Here is a 21,541-nt window from a genome sequence, read left to right on the forward strand (position 1 = left end):
AGAGCATGGGAGGCCCGATCGAGCGATGACCGACGATCCGGGGCACCCAAGGCCCGCCAATCCCACCTATGGCGACGGCTATTTCGTCCGGACGACACGCTTCCGCCGCCTCGCTCCCGACCGGATCGAAGCGGTGCTGGAGGATCCGTTTCACGCTCTCGCGCTGCGGATCCAACACGACGACCGCGCGCTGACCGCCATCGAAGGACGCTGGGAGCGCCATCCGCTGACGAGCTGCGCGGGCGCGGGTAGCGCGCTCGCCGGCCTCGCGGGCCTGCGGCTGATCGGCGACCTCCGCACCCGCTGGTTGCAGGCCGAACCCACACTGCACTGTACGCATATGTTCGACACGCTGCGCCTCGCGGCGGTGCATATCGCGCAGGCGCGCGACGACCGGCGGCATGACGTCATCCTGCCCGATTCCGACGCCGACAAACAGCCGGTGCAGCTCCTTCAGGACGGCGCGCTTGTGCTGGAAATCATGATCGACGCCGATTTTCATATCACCGCGCCCGCCGCCTATGCGGGAGCGCCCCTATTGAAAGGCTTCGCGCGCTGGGCCGCCGAGCGACTGTCGGCGGTGGAATTCGAACGCCTGTTCCTGATCCAGCGCGGCGCCTTCGTCGGGCGCGGCCGGCGCATGGACATCGCCCAATATTATGGCCGCGACGGCGCGCTGTCGGGCCCGTTGCCCGCGACCTGCTTCGGCTCGCAGCCCGAACGCTACCCCACCTCGCTCCGCCTCGCCAACGCGCGCGCCGGTCTCCGCCGCAAGGATGCCGCGCTTTTTCCCTTCACCCGTGCACAGCAGGAATGACGCCGATGTCTGACATGCCCTTCCCCACGCCAGACCAGGCCGTCACCCGCCATCTGCTCGAGCGGCAGGCGCGCGAGCATCCGGACGATCTCTACATGCGCTTTCAAGACGGCAGCGAATGGACCTTCGCCGAGGCACTGGAACAGGGACACCGCGCCGCGGCGGCCCTGAAGAAACTGGGCGTCGAACAAGGCGACCATGTCTTCAACTGGCTGCCCAATGGCAAGGCCGCAGTGCGCGCCTGGCTCGGCACGCATATGCTCGGCGCCGTGTTTGTGCCTGCGAACCTCGCCTATCGCGGCAGCCTGCTCCGGCATGTGCTGTGGCTCGCCGATGCCCGGGTCGGGCTGGTCCATCGCGACCTCATGCCCCGTCTCGCCGAGGTCGAGCGCGGCATGCTCGAGAAGGTCATCGTCATCGGCGGCGAGGCGGATCCGGTCGACGGCCTCACCCTCCACGGCGAGGCGATGCTCGACGAGCCCGGACATGCCGGCGACCTCGCGAGGCCGCTCGCGCCCTGGGACAATATGACGATCATCTTCACGTCGGGTACCACCGGCCCGTCGAAGGCGGTGATGTGCTCCTATGCGCATATGTGGACCTTCTATCACGCCGCGATGCCGGCGATGATCGGCCGCGAGTACCGTCATCTCGCGCATCTGCCGATCTTCCACTCGGGTGGCTTCGGCTGCCTTTACGGCCAGCTCTCGAACGCCGGATCGGTCGTGCTCGTCGAATCGTTCAAGACCGACCAGTTCTGGCAGATTGTCCGCGAGCATGGCGCGAACACCACAACGCTGCTCGGCGCGATGATCCCCTTCCTGCTCAGCGCGCCGCCGTCGGACGACGACCGCGACCACAGCCTGAGATCGGTGAGCGCGGTGCCCTACACCGCCGACGTCAAGGCTTTCACCGCGCGTTTCGGGGTCGGCGCCTTCGCCGCCTATAGCATGACCGAACTCGCCAACCCGGTGCAGAGCCCGCTCAACCCCGATAAGATCGGCGTCGCCGGCCGGCTGCGCGCCGGGCAGCATATCCGGCTGGTCGACGAGCATGACATCGAGGTGCCCGAGGGGGCGGTCGGCGAGGCGATATTGCGCTGCGACCAGCCCTGGACGATGTTCACCGAATATTACAAGAATCCCGAAGCGACCGCCGAAACCTGGCGCAACGGCTGGCTGCACACCGGCGACCTGCTGCGCCGCGATGCCGACGGCGATTATTTCTTCGTCGACCGACGCAAGGACGCGATCCGCCGGCGCGGCGAGAATATCTCGGCCTATGAGGTCGAGCAGGAAATCCGTGCCTTCAACGGGGTACGGGAGGCGGCGGTGATCGGGGTCGCGAGCGACAAGACCGAGGATGAGGTGATGGCGTGCGTCATGCCCTCGGACGGCGCCGACATCGACCTCAAGGCGCTGACCGATTTCCTCGCGACGCGCCTGCCGCACTATATGGTGCCGCGCTATTTCCGCCTGATGCCCGACCTGCCGCGCACCCCGACGCAGAAGATCCAGAAATATGCGTTGCGCGACGACGGGGTGACCGCCGACACCTGGGACCGCGAGGCGGCGGGGATCAGGTTGCGGCGGGAACGGATCGGCTGAGCCGGTCCCACGTCGCGTCGTTGACCGGCGCCTCGCGCAGCCCCGCCTTGCGGATCTTGCCCGTCGGGGTGCGCGGCAGCTCGGCAACGAACTCGACGAAGCGGGGGACCATGTAGCGCGGCAGCCGCTCGGCGAGATAATCGACAAGATCTCCCTCGGCGAGCGACGCCGAGCCGTTGAGTTGCACGGCGATCTTGATCTCGTCCTCGCTGGCGCGGGCGTTACCGGACAGCGCCGGAACGTCAGCCGCCTTCACCGCGATCGCTGCTGCCTCGGCAACCGCCGGATGTCCGCGCACCTCGCCTTCGAGTTCGAGCGACGAGACATTGTTGCCGCGCACGCGCAGATAGTCGTTGGCGCGGTCGAGGAAGTAGAAATAACCGTCGGCATCGCGGCGCAGGATGTCGCCCGTCGCATACCAGCCGTCGTGCCATGCCTTCCGGTTCGCCTCGGGCTTGTTCAGATAGCCCTGCGTGATCAGGAAGGGCGCCTTGCCGCGGATCAGCAATTCGCCCGCCTGCCCGTCGGGAAGGTCGCGGCCCTCGCTGTCTACGATGCGCACCTCATAGAGCGGCGACAGCTTGCCGCAGGTCTGCGCATTGGGAAGGTTCGACGCGTTCAATGGAAAGCCGATTTCGGTCATGCCCCAGCCGGTGCACACCTTCACCCCAAAGCGCGCCTCGAAATCGCGATAATTGGGGAGCACCGGGTTCATCAGCACCCACTGCAACGGATTGTCGGCGTCGTCCGACCGCCGCTCGACGTTCATCAGGAAGCCCGCGATCCCCATCAACTGCGTATGGGTACAGCCATGTGCCCGCACATCGGCCCAGTAATGGCTGACCGAAAAGCGGCTGCGAAACACCATATGCCCGCCACGCACCGCCGCGAAGACAAAGCCGACACGCCCCGAAGAATGAAAGGTCGGCCACGGCGAATAATAGACCGGCACCTGTTCGGGATCGATCACCTCACCGCTGAAATTATGCTGGACCTGCTGGATCGAACCCCACGCCTGCAACACACCCTTCGACGGGCCCGTGGTGCCCGAGGTGTAGATAACGGCATTGGTGTCGGTGAGTGTCGGTTCCGCATGCTCGAGCCGCGGCGCACCCGCCTCGACCGATGCCAGCGTCGCGAGCGGAATTTGGCTGACGTACGCTGCATCATCGATCGTGATAATGCGTTCGAGCGTCTCCAACCGATCGCGGATCGCATTGACCTGATCGATGCAGCCATTGCTGGTGATCAGCACCCGCGCACGGCAATCGTTCAGTGCATAGGCGAGCAGATTGCCCTTATATTCGGGATTGATCGGCACCTCGAGCGCGCCGCGCCAGCTCAGCCCGATCCACGCCGTATAAGCGGTCAGGCACGGATCGAGCATCGTCGCGACGCATTCGCCGGGCTCGATCCCGATTGCCGCCATGGCATCGGCAATACGCAGCGCCGCCTCGTGAAACGCGCCGCCGGTCATCGTGCCGCCCGCGACGTCGGTGAGGAACGGCGCCGACGGATCGCGCGCCGCGCGTTCGCGGATCAGCACCGGGACCGAGGGCATCTTCAGCGTGTCGACCATAACTCTCCCCGCGCTTTGCCTTGCCGATTCACGGCTGCGTAAAGTCGCATTTTTTGCAAAGCCCTTTTTATATAGGTTTTTTCCATTTACAATGCTACATATGTGTAAAGGCGATCGCTCCCGTCGCGGGCGCCCCCACGGAGAGACGAATGTATTTGAGCCCCGAACATAACCGGCAGGTCGCGGAGAAACTGTTCCGCCATATCCGCGACAACAGCACCGACATGATCGAGGAAACCTACGAATATCCGCTCTCGGTCTATTCGGACCCCAATATCGCGGTCGCCGAGCGCGAGAAGATCTTCGAACATTATCCGATGATGGCGCTGCACAGCAGCCAGCTTCCCGAATCGGGCAGCTATGTCACCGTCAAACTCAACCGCAGCGAAGCGCTCGTCACGCGCGGCAAGGACGGGCAGGTCCGCGCCTTCCTCAACATGTGCCGCCACCGCGGCGCGACTTTGGTAGCAGAGGCCGAGGGCAAGCAGGGGCGCTTTTCCTGCCCCTATCATGGCTGGACCTATACCAATGAGGGCGAACTGATCGGCCTCACCTTCAAGCAGACGCTCGGCCTCACCCTGCCGTGTCGCGAGCGCAACCTGATCGCGCTGCCGTGCGAGGAACGCCACGGCTTTGTCTGGATCGTCGAAAATCCCGAAGGCTCGATCGACGTCGCTGCGCATCTCGGCCCGGTGATGGACGGCGTGCTCGCCAATTACGGCCTCGACCGGCAATATTTCTATCGCGAGGCGTTTTTCGAGTTCGACCAGAACTGGAAGATCATGGTCGACGGACTGACCGACGGCTATCATGTCCAATGGGTCCACGGCCCGACGATCCGGCCCTATTTCTACATGAACATGATGGCGCGCGTCGAAGGCACCGGCGATCATGCGGTGACGACGACGCCGCGGCGCAAGATTGACGAAATCCTCGATAGCGAGCCGGGCGAGCACGACCTCGATCCTTATGTGGTCTATGGCAATATGGTTTTCCCCAATGTCAGCATCCAGTTGCACCCGCATCACGCCGAATTCTGGACCATGTATCAGGACGTCCACGATCCCGGCCGCTCGCGCGTCCACCTGCGCTTCCTGACCCCGAAGGCGCCGGGCGATTACGACGAGAAAGGCCAGACGATCCTCGCCAAGAATTGGGACATCGCCGAGGCCGCGATCCTCAACGAGGACGTGCCGATCGGCGACAGCATCCAGCGCTCGGCGAACATGCCGAACACCGGCACGATGCTGCTCGCGCACAACGAGGTCATCAACCAGCAGTTTCACCGCAGCTATGACCGGGTGATGGCGGGGCCCAGCGTCGTTCCGATACAGGCGCGCGCCGCGCGCGGCTGAACGGCCGCTGTGGGGTAGAGAACTGTCGCTTGTTAAGTCGTCATCCCGGGCTTGACCCGGGACCCGCCTTTCTTCTTTCGTCGCCGCATCAAAGAAAAGGCAGGCCCCGGGTCAAGCCCGGGGTGACGACAAAGAAAAGTCCGCTTCCGACCAAAAGCCGCCCTACTCCCTGTCCCCGCCGAGTCCGAATTCGGCGCGGATCGCGGCGCTATCCTCGCCGGCTTCGGGAGCAAGCGGCATGCCGAAATGCTGCCCCGCGACGTGGATCGCGGTCGACGTCAGCGTCAGTTTCCGCCCATCGGATAGCGTCGCCTGATAGACGTTGTCGCGTGCGCGGAAATGCGGGTCGGCGATGACGTCGGCGAAACTGTTCACCGGCATTGCGGCGACATTGTCGCGCTCGAAATCGGCGAGCCATTCGGCGCGCGGGCGCGAGGCGAAGATCGGGATCAGCGCGGCATTAACCTCGGCATCCTCGGTCCCGGTCTGCGCCGCGCGCGTGTAGATGCCATCGAGATCGGGGCGGCCGATCAGCTTCAGCAGCGCGTGCCAACTCTTGGCGGTAAAGGTCATCAGGAAAATGAGCTTGCCGTCGGCGCAGCGATAATTCTCCATCCGCGCCCAGAAGCGCATCTTGCCGCTCGCGTCGAGGAAGCCCGGCCGCGCAAAGGTCGTGTCGGGATTGAGCAGCGGGTCGAGCGCCTCGGGCATCCAGTGCGCCGAGCAATCGGCGGCGGCGACCTCGATCGCTGCGCCCTCGCCCGTCCGGCGCGCGCGATGCACCGCCGCGACGACCGCAAAGGCTGCCTCCAACCCATAAGCATACATGCCGATTGACGGCGCCTGCGGCCCGTCGTAGCGCGAGATGCTCTCGCCCACCGGCGTGCCGAGCCCGCCATAGGCGTCGAACGACGGGCCGTGCGAAGCAAGCTTAGCGTAAGGACCCGTCTCACCGAGCCCCGACAGCGAGCAAAAGACAATCGCGGGATTGGCAGCCTTCAGCACCTCGTACCCGAGGCCGAGCCGCGCCATCACGCCCGCGCGCATTCCTTCGATCACGACGTCGGCTTTTTCCGTCAGCGTCAAGAAGTCGGCCCGGCCCTGGTCGGTCGCAAGGTCGATGATCACGCTTTCCTTGCCGCGATTCCAGCGGAGGTGGAGATAGGAGAAGCCATGTTCCTCACCCACCGACCACGGCCCGGCGCGGCGCACCGGATCGCCGCCGTCGGGGTCCTCGACCTTGATCACCCGGGCGCCCATGTCGGCAAGCCGGCCGCCAAGCGCATCGGGGCCGAAATGCGAAACCTCGATCACAAGCAGATCGGTCAGGAAATCATAGGGCATCGCTGTGTTTCTCCATCGCCGCCACGGCATCGGCGGCGGTCACGATTTCGGCGAGATAATTGCCGATCAGCCGTTCAGCATCCTCCTGATCGCGCGCCGACAGGGTGCCGGTGCAATCGGCGACCAGATATTGCCGGTATCCAAGGTCGAACCCCGCGGCAACGCTGAGCAGCACGCACGCCGTCGTCACCACCCCGGCATAGAGGATCGTGTCGATGCCTTCGCGGCGGAGCAGGAAGTCGAGCTCGGTTCCGCCGAAGGCGCCCGACCCTCGCTTGACGATCGACAGGTCGCCGGGTTCGTCGCCGACCTCGGCGATCGGCGCCGCGGCGAGCGATCCGTCACGGGCCTCGGCCGCCTTCACATAGGGGCGCAGCGCCGGAACAATGTCGGCATAGTCCGGATGCCGGCTGGCGAGCCGCGCGTGAACGACGCGGACGCCCGCGCGGCGCGCTGCAGACAACAGCAGCTTGAGATTGGGTGCGATGGTGCCCGCGAAGCGATCGAGCAGATGGTCGGCGCGCTCGGGGTGTCCGGCTGCGCGGATCGCGGCGATCGAACGGCCGCCGGGATCGACCTGCCAGTTAATGAGGTCAACGAGGACCAGCGCGGTCCGGCGGGGATCGAACGCCCTCCACGGCTCGCCCGGCGCGAAATCGTCGGCATTATACCAATGCGCCGAAAGATCGGGCGGCAGCATCCCGCCCGCGGCCCCCGGGGAAGTAGCCACGTCGTTCTCCTCGAAAAACGCGGCCGCCGACAGTGCCCCCGCCGGCGGCCGTGCCCCTTTTTTAGCGCTGCGATCCGAACTTCGTCCCGATCGTGACGCCGCCCGTGATCCCACGCGACAGCACCGAATAATAGCCGAAGGATGTCGTCGACACGTTGCGGAAGACGTCGTTCTGGTTGAACAGATCCTTGCCCCACACCGACACATAGAAGGCGTCGTCGGGCGCATGGAAGGTCGCGGACAGGTTCAGCGTTTCCGTCGCCTTCTGGACCGGCGCGCGTCCGATGCCGGCCGGATAGGCGCCGGCACCCGTGCCGCCCGCCGGATAGGCGCCGTAGGTTGCGTGATCGAATTCATCGACATAGCTGAACAGGCCGCTGAGTTCGAACTTCCCGCCATTGGCCAGCGGAATGTCGTAATTGGCCTGGAGGCTGAAGGTGACGTCAGGCGTTGCCGGCAGGTCGAAGCCCGAACAATCCGCATTGGGGGGGACCGCAAGCCCCGATGCCCGGCGGCGGTAGATGGCGCAGTTGTTGAAGCTGTCATATTCCGATTTGAAGAAGGTCGCGAAGCCGGCCGAAAGCGAGAAGCGATCATTCGGGCGGTAGGCCGCTTCGATTTCAAGACCGGAAATCGTCGCCTTCGCCGCATTGATCGACTGCTGCGTGTTGGTTACCGGATCGACCACCGGAACCTGCAGATTGTCGTATTTATAATAATAGGCGGCGGCGTTGAAGGTCACCTTGCGATCGAACAGGCTGGTCTTGAGACCCGCTTCGAACGCATCGATCGTCTCCGGCTGCGTCGGGATGACGTTCGGGATCGACGAAATATTATAGACGCCGCTCTTGAAGCCGCGGTTGTAGCTCAGATAACCCATGACATCGTCGCTGAACTTATAGTCGAAAACCGCACGATAGGTCAGCTCGGAGAAGGGCGCGCTGAGGCCCTTGCACGCCGGGTTTGCGGCGCAGATCGCGGCGGAACTGCTCGCGATCGCAATGACCCCGCCGGTGCCGTCGGGCACATAGGTCGTGCCGGCATTATCCTTGTCGAGCACATGCTTCTCGTCGGTGTAGCGCAGCCCCAGCGTCAGCTTGGCGGCGTCGCTGAACTCATAAGATGCTTCACCGAACACCCCCAGCGACTTGACCGTCACAAAGGCGCTTTGATCGATGTAAGCGAGGCCCGAGGTCGGACCAGCGCCCGCAGCCGAGCGATCGAGCAGCGCCTGCGGGATGGTGTGCGGCCGCAGCGTCGCCGGAACCGGCAGGCCGACATATTGATCGAGCCCCGCATAGCCATCGCGGTAGTTGAGATAGAAACCGCCAAGGATCCACTGGAACGGGCCGTCGTTCTGCGAAGTGATGTCGATTTCCTGCTGGTAGCTCCGCCCCTTGAGCGCGGTATCGAACCAGAAGACCGACGCGGGCGAGCCGTCGAGATCATATTCGACGCCCGAAGTGCTGTGGCTGTAGGCCGAAATCGACTTGATGTTAACCGCGCCGACATCGGCGTCGAGGGTCAGCGATGCACCATAGCCCTGAAAGCGAACCTCGGGATCGATTTCGCCGTAATAGGAACGTTCGGGCCGCGAGATGTCGATACCCGATGCGACCTGACCGGTCGTGGTGGTTTCTCCAAGGATCGGCTGCAAAGCCACCACGGCGTTCGTTTCGCCCTTGGAATAATAGCCCGATAGCGTCGCCGTGAAATCGGGGGTCGCTTCCCACAGGAGCGACCCGCGAAAGCCGAAGCTCTGGTCGCCGCCGACATATTTTCCGGCGCCGTTCAGGGCCTGGGTCCGGTTGCGGATATAGGGACGCTCGTTGCGGTAGAAGCCACTGACGCTGACCGCCAGCGTGTCCGACAGGCCGCCGGTCAGGAAGCCGCGCGCGCCCTCCTCGTCGGTGCCATAGGTGCCTTCGAGCATGCCGCCGAATTCGGTGTCGGGCTTCAGGGTGGTGACGAGGATCGCGCCCGAGGTCGCGTTACGGCCGAACAGCGTGCCTTGCGGACCGCGCAGCACCTGCACCGACTGCACATCGGGGAAACCCTGCAACAGGATACCGGTCTTGTCGGTCTGATAGACACCATCGACATAAACCGCGGTCGTGGCTTCGTTGCCGGGCGTGATGTTCCGGCCGCCGACGCCGCGAATATAGGGTTGCGCCGCGCTCGATCCTTCGGTGATCAACAGCGACGGGGTAACCGCGGCCAGTTCCAGAACGTCGGAGATGCCGCTTTGCTGGAGTTGGTCGGGCGTGAAGGCAGTGACGGCGATCGGCACGTCCTGAAGGCGCTCGTCGCGCTTCTGCGCGGTCACGACGATTTCATTGGCGCCCGAGCTGTCGTCGGCGGCGTCGGCGGTCTGTGCCATCGCCGCCGTCGAGACGGTCGAAACCGCAATTGCCAGCGAGCAGGTGGCGAGCTTGTAAGAAAAGCGCATTGCATCCTCCCATTTGCGGTGCCCGCCATTCGTGGAGGCGAGCCCGCGCAGTCCAAAATCGTGGGAGGCGCGCTGCTCGACGCGATCAGGGCAGATCGTGTCGGCCGGTCCTGTTGCCGTGCATCACTCCCAAAACTTACAGACAACAGATTCGATAAAATGTCAACTGTGTCGCCAAACGCAGAAACGACGCTGCAGCGCACAATCTATGATATGTAGTTTAATGCGCAGAAAAGCTTGATATTCTTGGGCCGGATCGGCCGTTACCCTCGAAATTTCGATCGCGGCCCAGGATATGGCAGATGTCGGGCGCACGGCGAATCGGGCCCGTGCCGTCCAAAAGAGTCAGCTTGACGTGATCGCCCGATTGGCAAGCAGGGGCTCGACAACGAAGCGGCGGACGATGTGGCGTAGCTTGTCCTCGTCCCCACGAAACTGGTCGAGCACGCGCAGCAGCATGACTTGGTTGCGCGACAGCCAGTTGACGACGTCGGCGGGATCCAGATCGGCCGCAAGTTCGCCGCTCGCCTGCGCGCGTTTCATCACCGACTCCCAGCGATGCCGCGCCTGTTCCTGATAGGGGCTGGTGGGGAGCTGGCTCTGCGCCGACACTTCCAGATCCTCGACGAAGCGCCGGATATAGGGATTGCCGCTCGCCACCTGCACCGACGCAACGATCGCCTCGGTGGTCGTGTCGGCGAAATTCCGGTGGCGCTGGATGCGCGCGCGGACAAGCTCCTGAATCTTGTCGAGCTCGGCGAAACCGATGTAATCGACGATATCCATCTTGCCGCCGAAGAATTTATAGACCGTCGGGCGCGAGACGCCGGCGGCGCGCGCAATATCCTCGATCGTCGTCTTCTCGATACCGTAACGTTCGAAGCAGCGCCGCGCGCCGTCGACGATCCTCGCGCCGGTCTTGCCGATATCGGGCATGGCCTGTTGTGCCGGATCGTCCAATGCCTCTCCCATCCTTCCCCCTGCCTAGCTTTCCGCCGCGCTTTTGACCAGCGCAGCCGCCCGCGAACCCGACAGCCGACTCCGCGTCCGGTTCCGAGCATAGCATCGTTATTTACATTTTCCATTTTTTGTTATTTGATGCCTCAACGGATTCTCGATCCGTCAAAATCACATTGGGTGGAGGAAAAAGACATGCTGTATCGGGCGATGTTGATGGCGGCTGGCATGATAGCGGCAACATCGGCAACTGCGGCGCAGGATGGAGCCCCCGTCGCAATCCCCGGCACGGCCGCGGCGGCCTGCTCGGCCGACGTGATGACCTGGGCCGGCAAGGATGTCGAAATCCGGTCGGCGCAATGGCTCTCCGATCCCGCGCCCTATTGCCGCGTCGACGGCATCGTGCGCACCGACAAGCCCGGGCCGAACAGCGTCGGCTTCATGATCGCGCTGCCGCAGAGCTGGAACGGCCGCTACCTGATGGTCATTCCCGGCGGGTCGGCCGGATACATTGTCAACCCGTCGCGCGAGCATATCACCGCGGGCTACGCCGTCGCATCGACCGACAAGGGGTCGCATTCGACCGGCGCGCTCGACATGTCGTTCCGCGCCGACCCCGGAAAGTCGGAGGATTATGCCCATCGCGGCGCGCATGTCGCGGCGCTGGCGACGCAGGCGATCGCGCGCGGCTATTACGACCGGCCGCGCATGCCGCGTTATATCATGGGTTGCTCGGGCGGCGGCGTCAGCACGCTGATGGAGGCCGAGCGCTATCCGGGCGACGCCGACGGTTTCATTGCCGGCGGCGCGCCCACCAGCGCCTATATCCAGACCTTCTGGGCCTATATCGCGCAGCATGTCGCGCGCGATCCGAAGCGGTGGATTTCCCCGGCGGATATGGCCCGCGTCGGACAGGTGTTCATGGACCGGTTCGACGAAAGCGACGGCGCGCGCGACGGCCTGATCTGGGACCCGACGCGCATCGAGCTGTCGCGCACCCTCTTCCCATTCCTCAGCGACGCGCAATATTCCACGCTCGAACGGCTCGCGGGCGGGCTGCCCGCGATCAAGGGATCGGCGGTATCGGCGCCCGGCTACTGGCTCGCGAACCCCGCGCTGCTCGGCCCGATCGGATTGGGAACCGCCGCGCCGCCGTGGACCGACGCGACACGCTCGCCCTTGTTCGGATCGACCGTGCTCAGCATGAAGGCGCTGCGCGGCACCGGCTATGACGCGCTGACCCAAATGAATTTCGCCGATCCGCGCCAGCGCAACGCCGAAGCGGCGATCTGGGACAAGGTCGGCGGCTATGGCTATGCCCCCGGAAAACTCGCCGGCATGACCCGGACCGGCGGCAAGCTGATCATGTGGACCGGGGCATCCGACGAAGCGGTCCCGCCCGCCTATACCGCCAATTACAGCGCCGGCGTCCGCCAGCAATACGGCGCCGCGAGCGAAGACTTTTTCCAGAGCTTCTTCGTCCCCGGCATGTATCATTGCCGCGGCGGCGAAGGCACCCCGACCGACAGCTCGCGCGCGCTGCTCGAGACGATGCAGCGGTGGGTCGAGGGCGGCCACCGCCCGACCGAAATCCTGATGACCAACGCCCCGCGCGAACTCGAGCTCAACTCGACCTCGAACACCGCCATGTATGTGTCGGGGATGAGCAAGGAAAAACCGGCGGTGGTCGAGGCCCCGCCCGCGCGTACGTACCGCATCTGCGCCTTTCCGAAGGTGGCGCAGTTTACGGGTGCGGCGGGCAGCGACATCAATGATGCGCGCAACTGGAGTTGTACGGGCACGATGACGCCGTAGAGACCTTACCGGGGCGTGGCGAATGTCCGCTTTGGGGGTGGGGAGCTGCCCTTCAAATCTCGTCATGCTGAACTCGTTTCAGCATCTATGGCCCGAACTCGAATTTGGCGCAGCGCCGAAGTAAACGACAGACAATGGATCCTGAAACAAGTTCAGGATGACGATGAAAGAGACGGCAGCTTTCGGCCGAAACCCGCCGCTTATTTCCCGAACAGCGCCCTCGCCCCCTCGGGCACCGCCGGGAACAGCCCGCGCAGCGTCGGTTTGGAAATCTTGCCCGACAGCGTACGCGGCAGCGGTTCGTCGATGAACACCACGCGGCGCGGACGCTTGAACGGCGCGAGCTGCGCCGACCCGTCGCATTCGAAGACCGACAGCGCCGCGCCCTCGTCCTTCACGCCGCTCGCGACGATCATCGGCACTTCGCCCCAGTCGCTGTCCGGAACCCCGATCACCGCCAGTTCAGGGACATGCGGGTTGGCCGACAGGATCTTTTCGATCTCGGCCGGATAGACGTTGATGCCGCCCGAAATGATCATGTCCTTCGACCGGTCGACGACCTTCACGAAACCTTCGTCGTTCATCATGCCGGTGTCGCCGGTACGCAGCCAGTCGCCCGCGAAGGTCGCCGCGGTGGCTTCCGGATTGCGCCAATATTCGCGCATGACATGCGGCCCGCGCACCATGATCTCGCCGACCTCGCCATTGGCGAGCGCGTTGCCGTCGGCATCGCCGATCTTCATCTCGCTGCCGACAATCGGGCGCCCGGCCCAGCCGATATGCGCGATTGCATCCTCGCCATGCATCGTCGCGGCCAGCCCCGAAGCTTCCGTCAGGCCGTAGGACTGGATCAGCGAAATGCCCTTGGCGCGATAGGCCTCGATCAGGTCGACGCTGACCGGCGCGCCGCCCGCGGCGGCCGAAATCATGCTCGACAGATCGGCCTTGTCGAACCCCGGCGAGCGCATCAGCCGTTCCCATACCACCGGCACCGTCGTCGCCGCACTGACGCGGTGACGCTGGATCACGTCGAGGTAACGGTCGATGTCGAAATCGGATTCGAGCACCATCGTGCCGCCGGCATTGACCGCGAACTGGATGAAGCAGGAGACGATCGCACCGGTGAAGACGAAAGGCACTGCGACCATGATCGAATCGCGCCAGGTCAGCCCCTCGGCGATATTCTTGGCGAGCCCCGGATACATGGCGCCGCCATGCGTCAGCAGCGCGCCCTTCTGCCGCCCCGTCGTGCCCGAGGTGTAGCAGAGAAAACCCGCATCGTTCAGCCCGATCGCCTCGACCGGCGCCGGACCGCTGTCGATCAGCAGCGAAGAGAAGCTCGGCACATCGTTGCCGTCGAGGCTATAGATCGCAAACGGCAGCTTCGCCGCGGCCAGTTCGAGCCGGTCCAGATGCTTCGCCTGGGTGACGACGAGCTTGCAGTCGGCATCCTCAAGCAGCGGCAGGATTTCGCTCGCCGTCAGCTTGAAATTAAGCGGCACGATCATCGCGCCGAGCTTCAGGCAGGCGACGGTGAGCAGCGGCGCCTCAATCCGGTTGTCGAGGTGCATGCCGACGCGGTCGCCCTTGACCACGCCGGCAGCGCGCAACCCGCGCGCGATCGCATCGCTGCGCGCGTCGAACTCGGCCCAACTCGTGCGGACGTCGTCGGTGATCACCGCGGTGTGCCCCGGCCTCCAGCGCGCCCAATAGCGAACGAGTTCGGCGATATTCATGCAGTCTCTCCCGAGGGGTTTGTCGCGGAGCCCGGCTCTTCGTCCGGTCGTTTCATTCGATCATCGGCGCGGCGCGCTCGTCAGGTCAACGCCTCGAACTCGCGCGCCATCTGCAGGTGCAAATGCTGCGTCGGCACCTCGTTCGCGCCATAGAGGAAATCGGTCGTCGGCAGCGCCGCGGCATTGGCCTGGATCATCTCCTCCATCGGGAAATCCTCCTCCGTCGCCGCCTGCCGCAATATGTCCCAGCTCCGGTTGATCCGCGCCGCGACCTCGTCGGTCAGCTTGGCCGGATCGGTCAGGAAGCGAATATGGACATGGCATTTGCCGGGGTCGGTCAGGTGCGGCCACACCGTCCAATGCTCGATATGGTCGGGTGTTGGGATCACGCTCATGTTCGGGAAGATCATCAGGTTGCCGGTCAGATAGCGGAATCCCTTGTCGATCGGCTCGCCCGCCTTGAGCTTGCGCGCCAACCGCTTGCGCGCCGAATAGGATTGGCCGTGCCGCCCGAGGTCGAGCCACACCGCGGCGCCGGTCTGGATCAGCTTGCCGACCCCTTCGGCGTGCAGAAATTGCGGGTGCAGCACGTCGATCGCACCGTCCATCACCAGCTTCCAGTTGATATCGAGGTCGATCTTCTGGTCCATGAACACGGTGAGCAGGTCGATGTCATAGGCTGCGAGCCGCTCGTCGGCCTCGCCCAGATAGTCGGCAAGCGACAAGTCCTGCGGCGCCTGTGGCAGCTTGATCCAGATCAGGCCATGGCGTTCCTCGGCCTCGACCGAGAAGAGGTTGCGGCACCCCTTGTCGAGCGTGCCATATTGATCCTCGAACGGAATACCGCGCAGGCTCCCGTCGCCCTTAAAACTCCAGCCATGATAGGCGCAGACGAAAAAGGGCTTCTTCCCCTTCTCGCTTTGCTCGACCTTGCCGCCGCGGTGGCGGCACATGTTGCGAAACACCCCGACGCTGCCGTCCTTCTGGCGCACGATCAGCAGCGGCACGCCCAATATGTCGCGCGTCACGAAGCTGCCCGGCTCGGGCACCTCCATGCTCGTTGCGGCGGCGAGCGGCTGGCGGCGGAACACCTCCAGCTCACGCGCCAGATGATCGGTATCGGTGAAATGCGCGGCGGGGACCTCGATCGAATCGGCGGCCATGTCGGTCGTGCCGTTTTCCAGATGGTCGACGATGCGGCGATAGATCGTATCCAGCTCGATTTTCATGTCCTGTCCCTCGCCATCCTGCATGTTTACACTTTACGAAGATTGTAATTCATCTATAGTGCGGCGTCAAGCATCCGGCGATCGACAGACACGAGGTGTACGGGAATGAGGAACTACCGCTTTTTCAACATGGCGAGCGCCTGCGCGATCGCAGCGGCGGCGGCCATGCCGGCATCGGCGGCGCCCGGCGACCAGCCGAAGATCGGCAAGACCTTCGCCGATTCGGCGCCCGGCAAAATCGCTCGGACCGTTGCCCCCGCAGGCTCCCCCAATGTCCTCGTCTGGGTGATCGACGACATGGGCTTCGGCCAGCTCGGCAGCTATGGCGGCCTCGTCGAAACCCCCAACATCGACCGCGTCGCGCAGCGGGGCCTGCGCTACACCAATTACCATACGACCCCCATCTGCTCCGCCAGCCGCGCCGCGCTGCTCACCGGGCGCAATTCGCACCGCGTCCATATCGGCGGCCATTCGGCGATCGCGGTCGGCTTTCCCGGGCAGGACGCGCTCGTCCCGCGGAGCGCGGGCACCGTCGCCGAGAATCTGCGCCAGTCGGGCTATCTCACCTATGCGATCGGCAAATGGGACCATCTGCCGCAAACCGATGCCTCGGCTGCGGGGCCCTTCACCTATTGGCCGAGCGGCCAAGGGTTCGACCGCTATTATGGCTTCCTCGCCTTCGACGCCGACAACTTCGACCCGAAGCTTTGGTCGGACCATGATCCGGTCACGCTGTCGCCGCGCCCCGACTATCATCTCAGCGCCGACATGGCCAACAAGGCGATCGGCTGGATCGGTGCGCGCGACGCCACCGATCCGAAGCGGCCATTCATGATGTATTGGGCGACCGGCGCGGTTCATGCCCCGCACCACGCGCCGCAGCGCTGGCTCGACCATTATAAGGGCCGCTTCGACGCGGGCTGGGACGTCGCGGCGCAACAGGTGCTCGATCGCCAGAAGAAACTCGGCCTCGTCCCGTCCGACATGGCGCTCCCGCCGCTGCCCGCCGGGGTAAAACATTGGGCCGAGCTCAGCCGCGACGAGCAGCGCATGTTCGCGCGTCAGATGGAGGCCTTCGCGGCGCAACTCAGCCACGCCGACGAACAGTTCGGCCGCATCCTCGATGCGATCGAAGCGCGGGGCGAACTCGACAACACGGTCGTCGTGATCACCGCCGATAATGGCGCCAGTGCCGAGGGCGCACCGCAGGGCACCTTCAGCGAACATTATTTCGCCAACGCCTATTTCGCGACGCTCGCTGAAAATCTGCGCCACTATGACGATTGGGGCGGCCCCTCGACCTATCCGCACTACGCCAATGGCTGGGCGGTCGCGGGCAACACGCCGTTCCGCTATTACAAGCAGACGGCCTATGAGGGCGGCACCCGCGTCCCGCTGATCCTGTCGTGGCCCGGCGGCATCGCGGCGCGCGGCGAGCTGCGCGGTCAGTATCAGCATGTCACCGACATCACTCCGACGATCCTCGACGCCGCCGGCATCGCCCCCGCGGCGATGGTCAACGGCCAGCGGCAGATGGCGTTCGACGGCGTCAGCATGAAATACAGCTTCGCCGCCCCCGCCGCGCCGACGCGCCATGCGACGCAATATTACGAGATGTACGGCAACCGGTCGATCTATGCGAACGGCTGGAAAGCCGTCGTGCCGCACCGGCTCGACGTGTGGGATTTCATGAACCGGCCGACATTTAGCGACGACAAGTGGGAACTCTATAACGTCGCGGCCGATCCCGGCGAACAGCGCAACGTCGCCGCCGCAAACCCGCGCAAGCTTGCCGAAATGAAGGCATTGTTCGATCGCGAGGCAAAGGCGAACAACGTCTATCCGCTGACCAACACCAGCGACGCATGGGGCTATGTCCGCAAGATCATGGCGGCGGATATGGCGCGCCGCGGCTATCTGTGGACCTACACCGGCGCCACTGCGCGCATCCCCGAAGCGCTCGCCCCGCCTGTCCCGTCGACGAGCTTCACGATCGAGGCAGCGCTCGATCTCGATGCCGACGCCAATGGCACCATCGCCGCGATCGGTGGCCGTCACGGCGGCTTCGCACTCCATATGCGCAAGGGCCGTCCGGTCTTCACCTATCGCAGCCTCGACATGAAGCTGAGCGAGGTCGCCGCCGACCGCGTGCTTCGCCGCGGTGCCGCCAATGTGCTGCTCCGCTTCGAACGACGCGGCGAAAGCGAGGCGCTTGTCCACATCCTCGCCGACGGCGCCGAAGTCGCGAGCGGCACGATCAAAGGCGCCCTGCCCCGCCTGTCCTTCTCGCCGAGCGAAACCTTCGACCTCGGACAGGACAGCGGATCGGGCCCGCTTGCCGATGGCAAGACCGCGGGCGTGCTCGATGGCCGCATCCGTACCGTCAATATCCGGATCACCCCGCCAAGGGCGCAGTGACAGAAGGAGGAAGTCGCATGGCCTTCACCACCATCCCCGGCGCCGATGGCGACCACATCACGTACTGCCGTGTCTGCGAGGCGCTGTGCGGCATGATCGCGACGGTCGCGGACGGCAAGATCGTCAAGGTCCGCCCCGACCGCGACAATCCCCATTCGCGCGGCCACATCTGCGTCAAGGGCCCGGCGCTCGCCGAGGTTACCTATGATCCCGACCGCGTCACCACGCCGCTGAAGCGCGTCGGCGGCCCCGGCGAGTTTGCGCCGGTCGGCTGGGACGAAGCGCTGAACGATATCGCCGCGCGCCTGTCGGCCTCGATCGACGCGCATGGCAGCCAGAGCTTTGCGATGAACACCGGCAACCCGCCGAGCATGGGCTGGCCCAGCTCAATGGGCAATTACCTCTTCAGCCGCGCCATGGACTGCACCAAGCTGTTCACGCCGTCCTCGGAGGATATCACATCGGTCGTGCTCGCGACCGAGTTGATCTTCGGCACCCACGGCTTCGTCTTCCCCGACCTCGCACAATGCGATCACCTGCTGATCTTCGGGTCGAACCCGCTGGTCAGCCATGGCTCCTTGCTCATCGCACCGCGCTTCAAGGAGGATCTGGTCGAGATCGCCGAGCGCGGCCGCGTCATCGTCGTCGATCCGCGGCGCAGCGAGACGGCGCGCAAGTTCGAACATGTCTCGATTATCCCCGCCGGCGACGTCTGGCTGCTCGGCGCCATGGTGCGGACCGTGCTTGTCGAAGGGCTGGCCGACATGGACTTTGTCGAACGCCATTGCACCGGTTTTGCCGAGCTGGCGGCGGCAATCGACTGGATCACCCCCGAACTGGCGGCGCCGCGCTGCGGCATCGAGGCCGACGAAATCCGGACCCTCGCGCGCGATTTCGTCGCCGCGCCGCGTGCCGCCGCGATGGGCCGCATCGGCATCTGCCGCGCCAGCTACTCGACGCTGACCAACTATTTCCTGCACCTGCTCAACGTCCTCGGCGGCAAGTTCCACAAGCCGGGCGGCGTCGGTTGGGGGCACGGCGGCACCGCGACCGAGGCGCAATCGACCGGGCCGGGGCACGCGCGCCACAAACGTCACAGTTCGCGCGTCAGCGGCCAGGCCTCGGTCTGGGGCACCCAGTCGAGCCTGACCTTCCTCGAAGAAATGACGACGCCCGGCGAGGGGCAGATCAGGACGCTGCTCACCGTCGGCGCCAATCCGGTGCTGTCGATGCCCGGCGGCCCGCGCCTGCCCAAAGGTTTCGCAGGGCTCGACCTGATGGTGTCGGTCGATCTCTACATGACCGAAACCTCGCGCCACGCACACTACATCCTTCCCGCTACCACCGCGCTCGAACGTGAGGATATCAACCAGTTCTTCATGAACCACATGGTCCGCCCCTTCGCGCAATATGTCCCCGCGGTGGTCCCGCCGACCGGGCAGGCGCGCGGCGAATATGAAATTTTGCGCGACCTCGCCGCGCGGATGGACCGCGACGGCGCCTTCGGCAACATGACGCCGTTCGAGATGGCCGACGGCGCGCTGCAAGCGGGAATCGAGGGCCAGGACGGACTGTCGCTTGCCAAGCTGAAAGCCAACCCGCACGGTGTGATGATCGAACGCGGCCGCTGGGCCTTCGACTTCGAAAAGCGCATCGGCCACCCCGACGGCAAGATCCACTTGTGGGACGATATCGCGGGCGACGAGGTCGCGCGGCTCCGCGCCGAACCCGATCCCGACCCCAATATGCTCCGCCTGATCAACCTGCGCAAATTGCGCTCGATCAACAGCTGGATGCATAATGTCGACAAGCTCGTCCGCTCGGACTCGCCCGCGCTGCTGATCAACCCGGCGGACGCCGCCGCGCGCGGCATCGACGACGGGATGGCGGTGAAGATTTCGACGCAGTGGGGCACGATCGAGGTCGTGGCCGAGGTAACCGACGAGGTCCGCCCGGGCTGCGTCGCCTATCCGCACGGCTGGGGTCATCGCGGCGGCTGGCAGGGGGCCAATGCCCAACCGGGGCGCAACCTCAACGAGATTACCCCGGCTACCCCCGATCAGGCCGAGCAGGTGTCGGGCATGAGCTGGCTCGAAGGCTTTGCGGTCGAGATTTGCGCGGCATGACGGAGACCGCATGGCCGTCGCTCCGCCGCGCCTGGTATGTCGCGGCGCTGCTCTGCATGATCGCGGCGCTCTCCTATCTCGACCGTTATATCATCGCGCTGCTCGCCGATCCCATCATCAGGGATATGGGCATCGATGCAACCGCGATCGGCCTGCTCATTGGGCTCGGGTTCGGATTGCTCTACGCGCTGTCGGGCGTCCCCGTCGCCTATCTGATCGACCGCGGCACGCGCGTGCGCATCGTCGGAATCGGCGTCATCGTCTGGAGCCTGTCGACGGTCGCCTCGGGCTTCGCGCCCAATTTCGAGATATTGCTGGGAACACGGGCGGGAGTCGCGATTGGCGAAGCAGTGCTGGTGCCCGCGACGGTCTCGATCGTCGCCGACTTGTTCCCGCCCGAAAAGCGAGCACTGCCGATCGGGCTGTTCATGGCGGTATCAACCCTCATGGCATCGGGCGCCTTCCTGATCGGTGCCTGGGCTTTCGAGCTGGCGACGGTCCTGTCGCCCGACCTCGGGCTCAGCCCGTGGCGGCTGACGCTCGTTATCGTCGGCGTGCCGGGACTGCTCCTCGGCCCGCTCTGGCTGATCAGCGTCGCCGAACCTCAGCGCATCGAGGAGCCGGGACAGGCCGACCAGACCAGTATCGCAGTCGCCTTCGCCTATCTCCGCCGCCACTGGCGCTTCTATCTCCCCTTCTATCTGAGCTTCGGCGTGTCGGCGCTCGCGAGCTACAGCTTCATCGCCTGGACCGCGACGATGCTGACGCGCAGCTATAGGCAGAGCGTCGCCGAGGCCGGTGCGATCTTCGGACTGGTGGGCGTGATCGCAGCGGCCGTCGCCGCGATTTTCTGGCCAGCCATCAGCGCCTGGGTGCTGAAGCGCGGCCGCGCCGAGTTGGCAGTGCTCGCGCTCGCTATCGGCCTGGGCATCGGTCACGCCGCGGTTGCGGCTTTCCTGCTCGCAAGCGATATCGACGGCGCGATTGCGCTCATCGCCATCGCAACCTTCGGCTATGGCGCGGCGGGCGGGCTTGCGGTGCTGATCATCCAGCACATCGCCCCGCCGCGCATGCGCGCCAAGATCACCTCGCTCTATGTGCTCGTCGGCAATCTCGTCGGTCTGACCTGTGGCCCGGCACTGTCGGCGTGGCTGTCCGATGCGGTGTTCACCGACGACGACGCGCTGCGCCAGAGCCTGTCGGTGCTGGCCCTGATCATGCTGCCGCTCACCGTCGGCCTGATCCTGCTCGCCACGATGGCGCACCGCCGCGTCGCCGATGAGGGGTACTGACCCGGCTACGGCTTGCAGGTCGCCGCGAGCGGCCGCCTTCGTTCGGCAAAGCGCCGGACCAGCGATAGAAGGACGGCACGCCGCCGT

General features: G+C 64.9%; 14 protein-coding genes. 7 read left to right on the forward strand and 7 right to left on the reverse strand.

Annotation, left to right across the window (positions count from 1 at the left end):
• The first annotated feature begins 25 nt into the window (after positions 1 to 25).
• Positions 26 to 817 carry a DUF2889 domain-containing protein gene (locus tag AN936_RS15135; protein WP_054588826.1) on the forward strand — a complete coding sequence of 264 codons (792 nt, stop codon included), beginning with the start codon at positions 26 to 28 and terminating at the stop codon, positions 815 to 817.
• 5 nt (positions 818 to 822) lie between these two features.
• Positions 823 to 2,424, forward strand: coding sequence for an AMP-binding protein (locus AN936_RS15140; RefSeq protein ID WP_054590328.1), 1,602 nt, complete (start codon positions 823 to 825; stop codon positions 2,422 to 2,424).
• Here AN936_RS15140 and AN936_RS15145 read toward each other — a convergent pair.
• A complete protein-coding gene (locus tag AN936_RS15145; RefSeq protein ID WP_054588827.1) occupies positions 2,396 to 4,003 on the reverse strand; it encodes an AMP-binding protein in 1,608 nt (535 codons plus the stop codon). The two genes, AN936_RS15140 and AN936_RS15145, sit on opposite strands and share 29 nt — an antisense overlap.
• Positions 4,004 to 4,152: 149 nt before the next feature.
• On the opposite strand from AN936_RS15145, the gene AN936_RS15150 reads away from it, so the two are divergent.
• On the forward strand, positions 4,153 to 5,358 hold the full coding sequence (locus AN936_RS15150) for an aromatic ring-hydroxylating oxygenase subunit alpha (RefSeq protein WP_054588828.1): 1,206 nt from the start codon (positions 4,153 to 4,155) through the stop codon (positions 5,356 to 5,358).
• Positions 5,359 to 5,520: 162 nt separating this feature from the next.
• Here the strand turns inward: AN936_RS15150 and AN936_RS15155 are convergent, their stop codons facing one another.
• The 4 genes from AN936_RS15155 to AN936_RS15170 form a co-directional block, all read right to left on the reverse strand.
• Positions 5,521 to 6,702 (reverse strand): CaiB/BaiF CoA transferase family protein, encoded by a 1,182-nt coding sequence (locus AN936_RS15155; protein WP_054588829.1) that lies wholly within the window; start codon positions 6,700 to 6,702, stop codon positions 5,521 to 5,523.
• The gene (locus AN936_RS15160; protein ID WP_158500101.1) at positions 6,692 to 7,432 is read right to left on the reverse strand and encodes a cysteine hydrolase; all 741 of its coding nucleotides are present in this window, start codon (positions 7,430 to 7,432) and stop codon (positions 6,692 to 6,694) included. Before AN936_RS15160 ends, AN936_RS15155 begins: the two co-directional genes overlap by 11 nt.
• 61 nt (positions 7,433 to 7,493) lie before the next feature.
• Positions 7,494 to 9,881, reverse strand: a complete 2,388-nt coding sequence (locus AN936_RS15165; protein WP_054588831.1) for a TonB-dependent receptor — start codon at positions 9,879 to 9,881, stop codon at positions 7,494 to 7,496.
• Between the two features lie 345 nt (positions 9,882 to 10,226).
• Complete coding sequence (locus tag AN936_RS15170) at positions 10,227 to 10,853, reverse strand: TetR/AcrR family transcriptional regulator (protein WP_084758414.1); 627 nt, start codon at positions 10,851 to 10,853, stop codon at positions 10,227 to 10,229.
• 180 nt (positions 10,854 to 11,033) lie between these two features.
• Here AN936_RS15170 and AN936_RS15175 point away from each other — a divergent pair, with 180 nt between their 5' ends.
• Positions 11,034 to 12,653 (forward strand): tannase/feruloyl esterase family alpha/beta hydrolase, encoded by a 1,620-nt coding sequence (locus tag AN936_RS15175; protein WP_054588833.1) that lies wholly within the window; start codon positions 11,034 to 11,036, stop codon positions 12,651 to 12,653.
• 200 nt (positions 12,654 to 12,853) lie between these two features.
• Here AN936_RS15175 and AN936_RS15180 read toward each other — a convergent pair whose 3' ends face one another.
• Complete coding sequence (locus AN936_RS15180; protein ID WP_054588834.1) at positions 12,854 to 14,389, reverse strand: class I adenylate-forming enzyme family protein; 1,536 nt, start codon at positions 14,387 to 14,389, stop codon at positions 12,854 to 12,856.
• An 80-nt stretch (positions 14,390 to 14,469) separates the two neighbouring features.
• A complete protein-coding gene (locus AN936_RS15185; protein ID WP_054588835.1) occupies positions 14,470 to 15,618 on the reverse strand; it encodes an aromatic ring-hydroxylating oxygenase subunit alpha in 1,149 nt (382 codons plus the stop codon).
• Between the two features lie 105 nt (positions 15,619 to 15,723).
• On the opposite strand from AN936_RS15185, the gene AN936_RS15190 reads away from it, so the two are divergent.
• From AN936_RS15190 to AN936_RS15200, 3 genes are read left to right on the forward strand one after another with little or no spacing between them, the layout of a single operon-like run.
• On the forward strand, positions 15,724 to 18,036 hold the full coding sequence (locus AN936_RS15190; RefSeq protein WP_054588836.1) for an arylsulfatase: 2,313 nt from the start codon (positions 15,724 to 15,726) through the stop codon (positions 18,034 to 18,036).
• Positions 18,037 to 18,053: 17 nt separating this feature from the next.
• Positions 18,054 to 20,162, forward strand: coding sequence for a molybdopterin-containing oxidoreductase family protein (locus AN936_RS15195; RefSeq protein WP_054588837.1), 2,109 nt, complete (start codon positions 18,054 to 18,056; stop codon positions 20,160 to 20,162).
• Positions 20,159 to 21,454: an MFS transporter gene (locus tag AN936_RS15200; protein WP_054588838.1), complete on the forward strand. Its 1,296-nt coding sequence runs from the start codon at positions 20,159 to 20,161 to the stop codon at positions 21,452 to 21,454. The genes AN936_RS15195 and AN936_RS15200 overlap by 4 nt, the downstream gene beginning before the upstream one ends.
• Positions 21,455 to 21,541 lie beyond the last annotated feature (87 nt).

This window comes from Sphingopyxis macrogoltabida, assembly GCF_001307295.1.
GTDB classification, from domain to species: Bacteria; Pseudomonadota; Alphaproteobacteria; order Sphingomonadales; family Sphingomonadaceae; genus Sphingopyxis; species Sphingopyxis macrogoltabida_B.

Bases quoted from the DNA above. Each gene is read 5' to 3' on its own strand.
- AN936_RS15170 (WP_084758414.1), bottom strand. From the start codon at position 10,853: ATGGGAGAGGCATTGGACGATCCGGCACAACAGGCCATGCCCGATATC.
- AN936_RS15165 (WP_054588831.1), bottom strand. From the start codon at position 9,881: ATGCGCTTTTCTTACAAGCTCGCCACCTGCTCGCTGGCAATTGCGGTT.
- AN936_RS15140 (WP_054590328.1), top strand. From the start codon at position 823: ATGTCTGACATGCCCTTCCCCACGCCAGACCAGGCCGTCACCCGCCAT.
- AN936_RS15145 (WP_054588827.1), bottom strand. From the start codon at position 4,003: ATGGTCGACACGCTGAAGATGCCCTCGGTCCCGGTGCTGATCCGCGAA.
- AN936_RS15175 (WP_054588833.1), top strand. From the start codon at position 11,034: ATGCTGTATCGGGCGATGTTGATGGCGGCTGGCATGATAGCGGCAACA.
- AN936_RS15200 (WP_054588838.1), top strand. From the start codon at position 20,159: ATGACGGAGACCGCATGGCCGTCGCTCCGCCGCGCCTGGTATGTCGCG.
- AN936_RS15150 (WP_054588828.1), top strand. From the start codon at position 4,153: ATGTATTTGAGCCCCGAACATAACCGGCAGGTCGCGGAGAAACTGTTC.
- AN936_RS15155 (WP_054588829.1), bottom strand. From the start codon at position 6,702: ATGCCCTATGATTTCCTGACCGATCTGCTTGTGATCGAGGTTTCGCAT.
- AN936_RS15180 (WP_054588834.1), bottom strand. From the start codon at position 14,389: ATGAATATCGCCGAACTCGTTCGCTATTGGGCGCGCTGGAGGCCGGGG.
- AN936_RS15185 (WP_054588835.1), bottom strand. From the start codon at position 15,618: ATGAAAATCGAGCTGGATACGATCTATCGCCGCATCGTCGACCATCTG.
- AN936_RS15135 (WP_054588826.1), top strand. From the start codon at position 26: ATGACCGACGATCCGGGGCACCCAAGGCCCGCCAATCCCACCTATGGC.
- AN936_RS15190 (WP_054588836.1), top strand. From the start codon at position 15,724: ATGAGGAACTACCGCTTTTTCAACATGGCGAGCGCCTGCGCGATCGCA.
- AN936_RS15195 (WP_054588837.1), top strand. From the start codon at position 18,054: ATGGCCTTCACCACCATCCCCGGCGCCGATGGCGACCACATCACGTAC.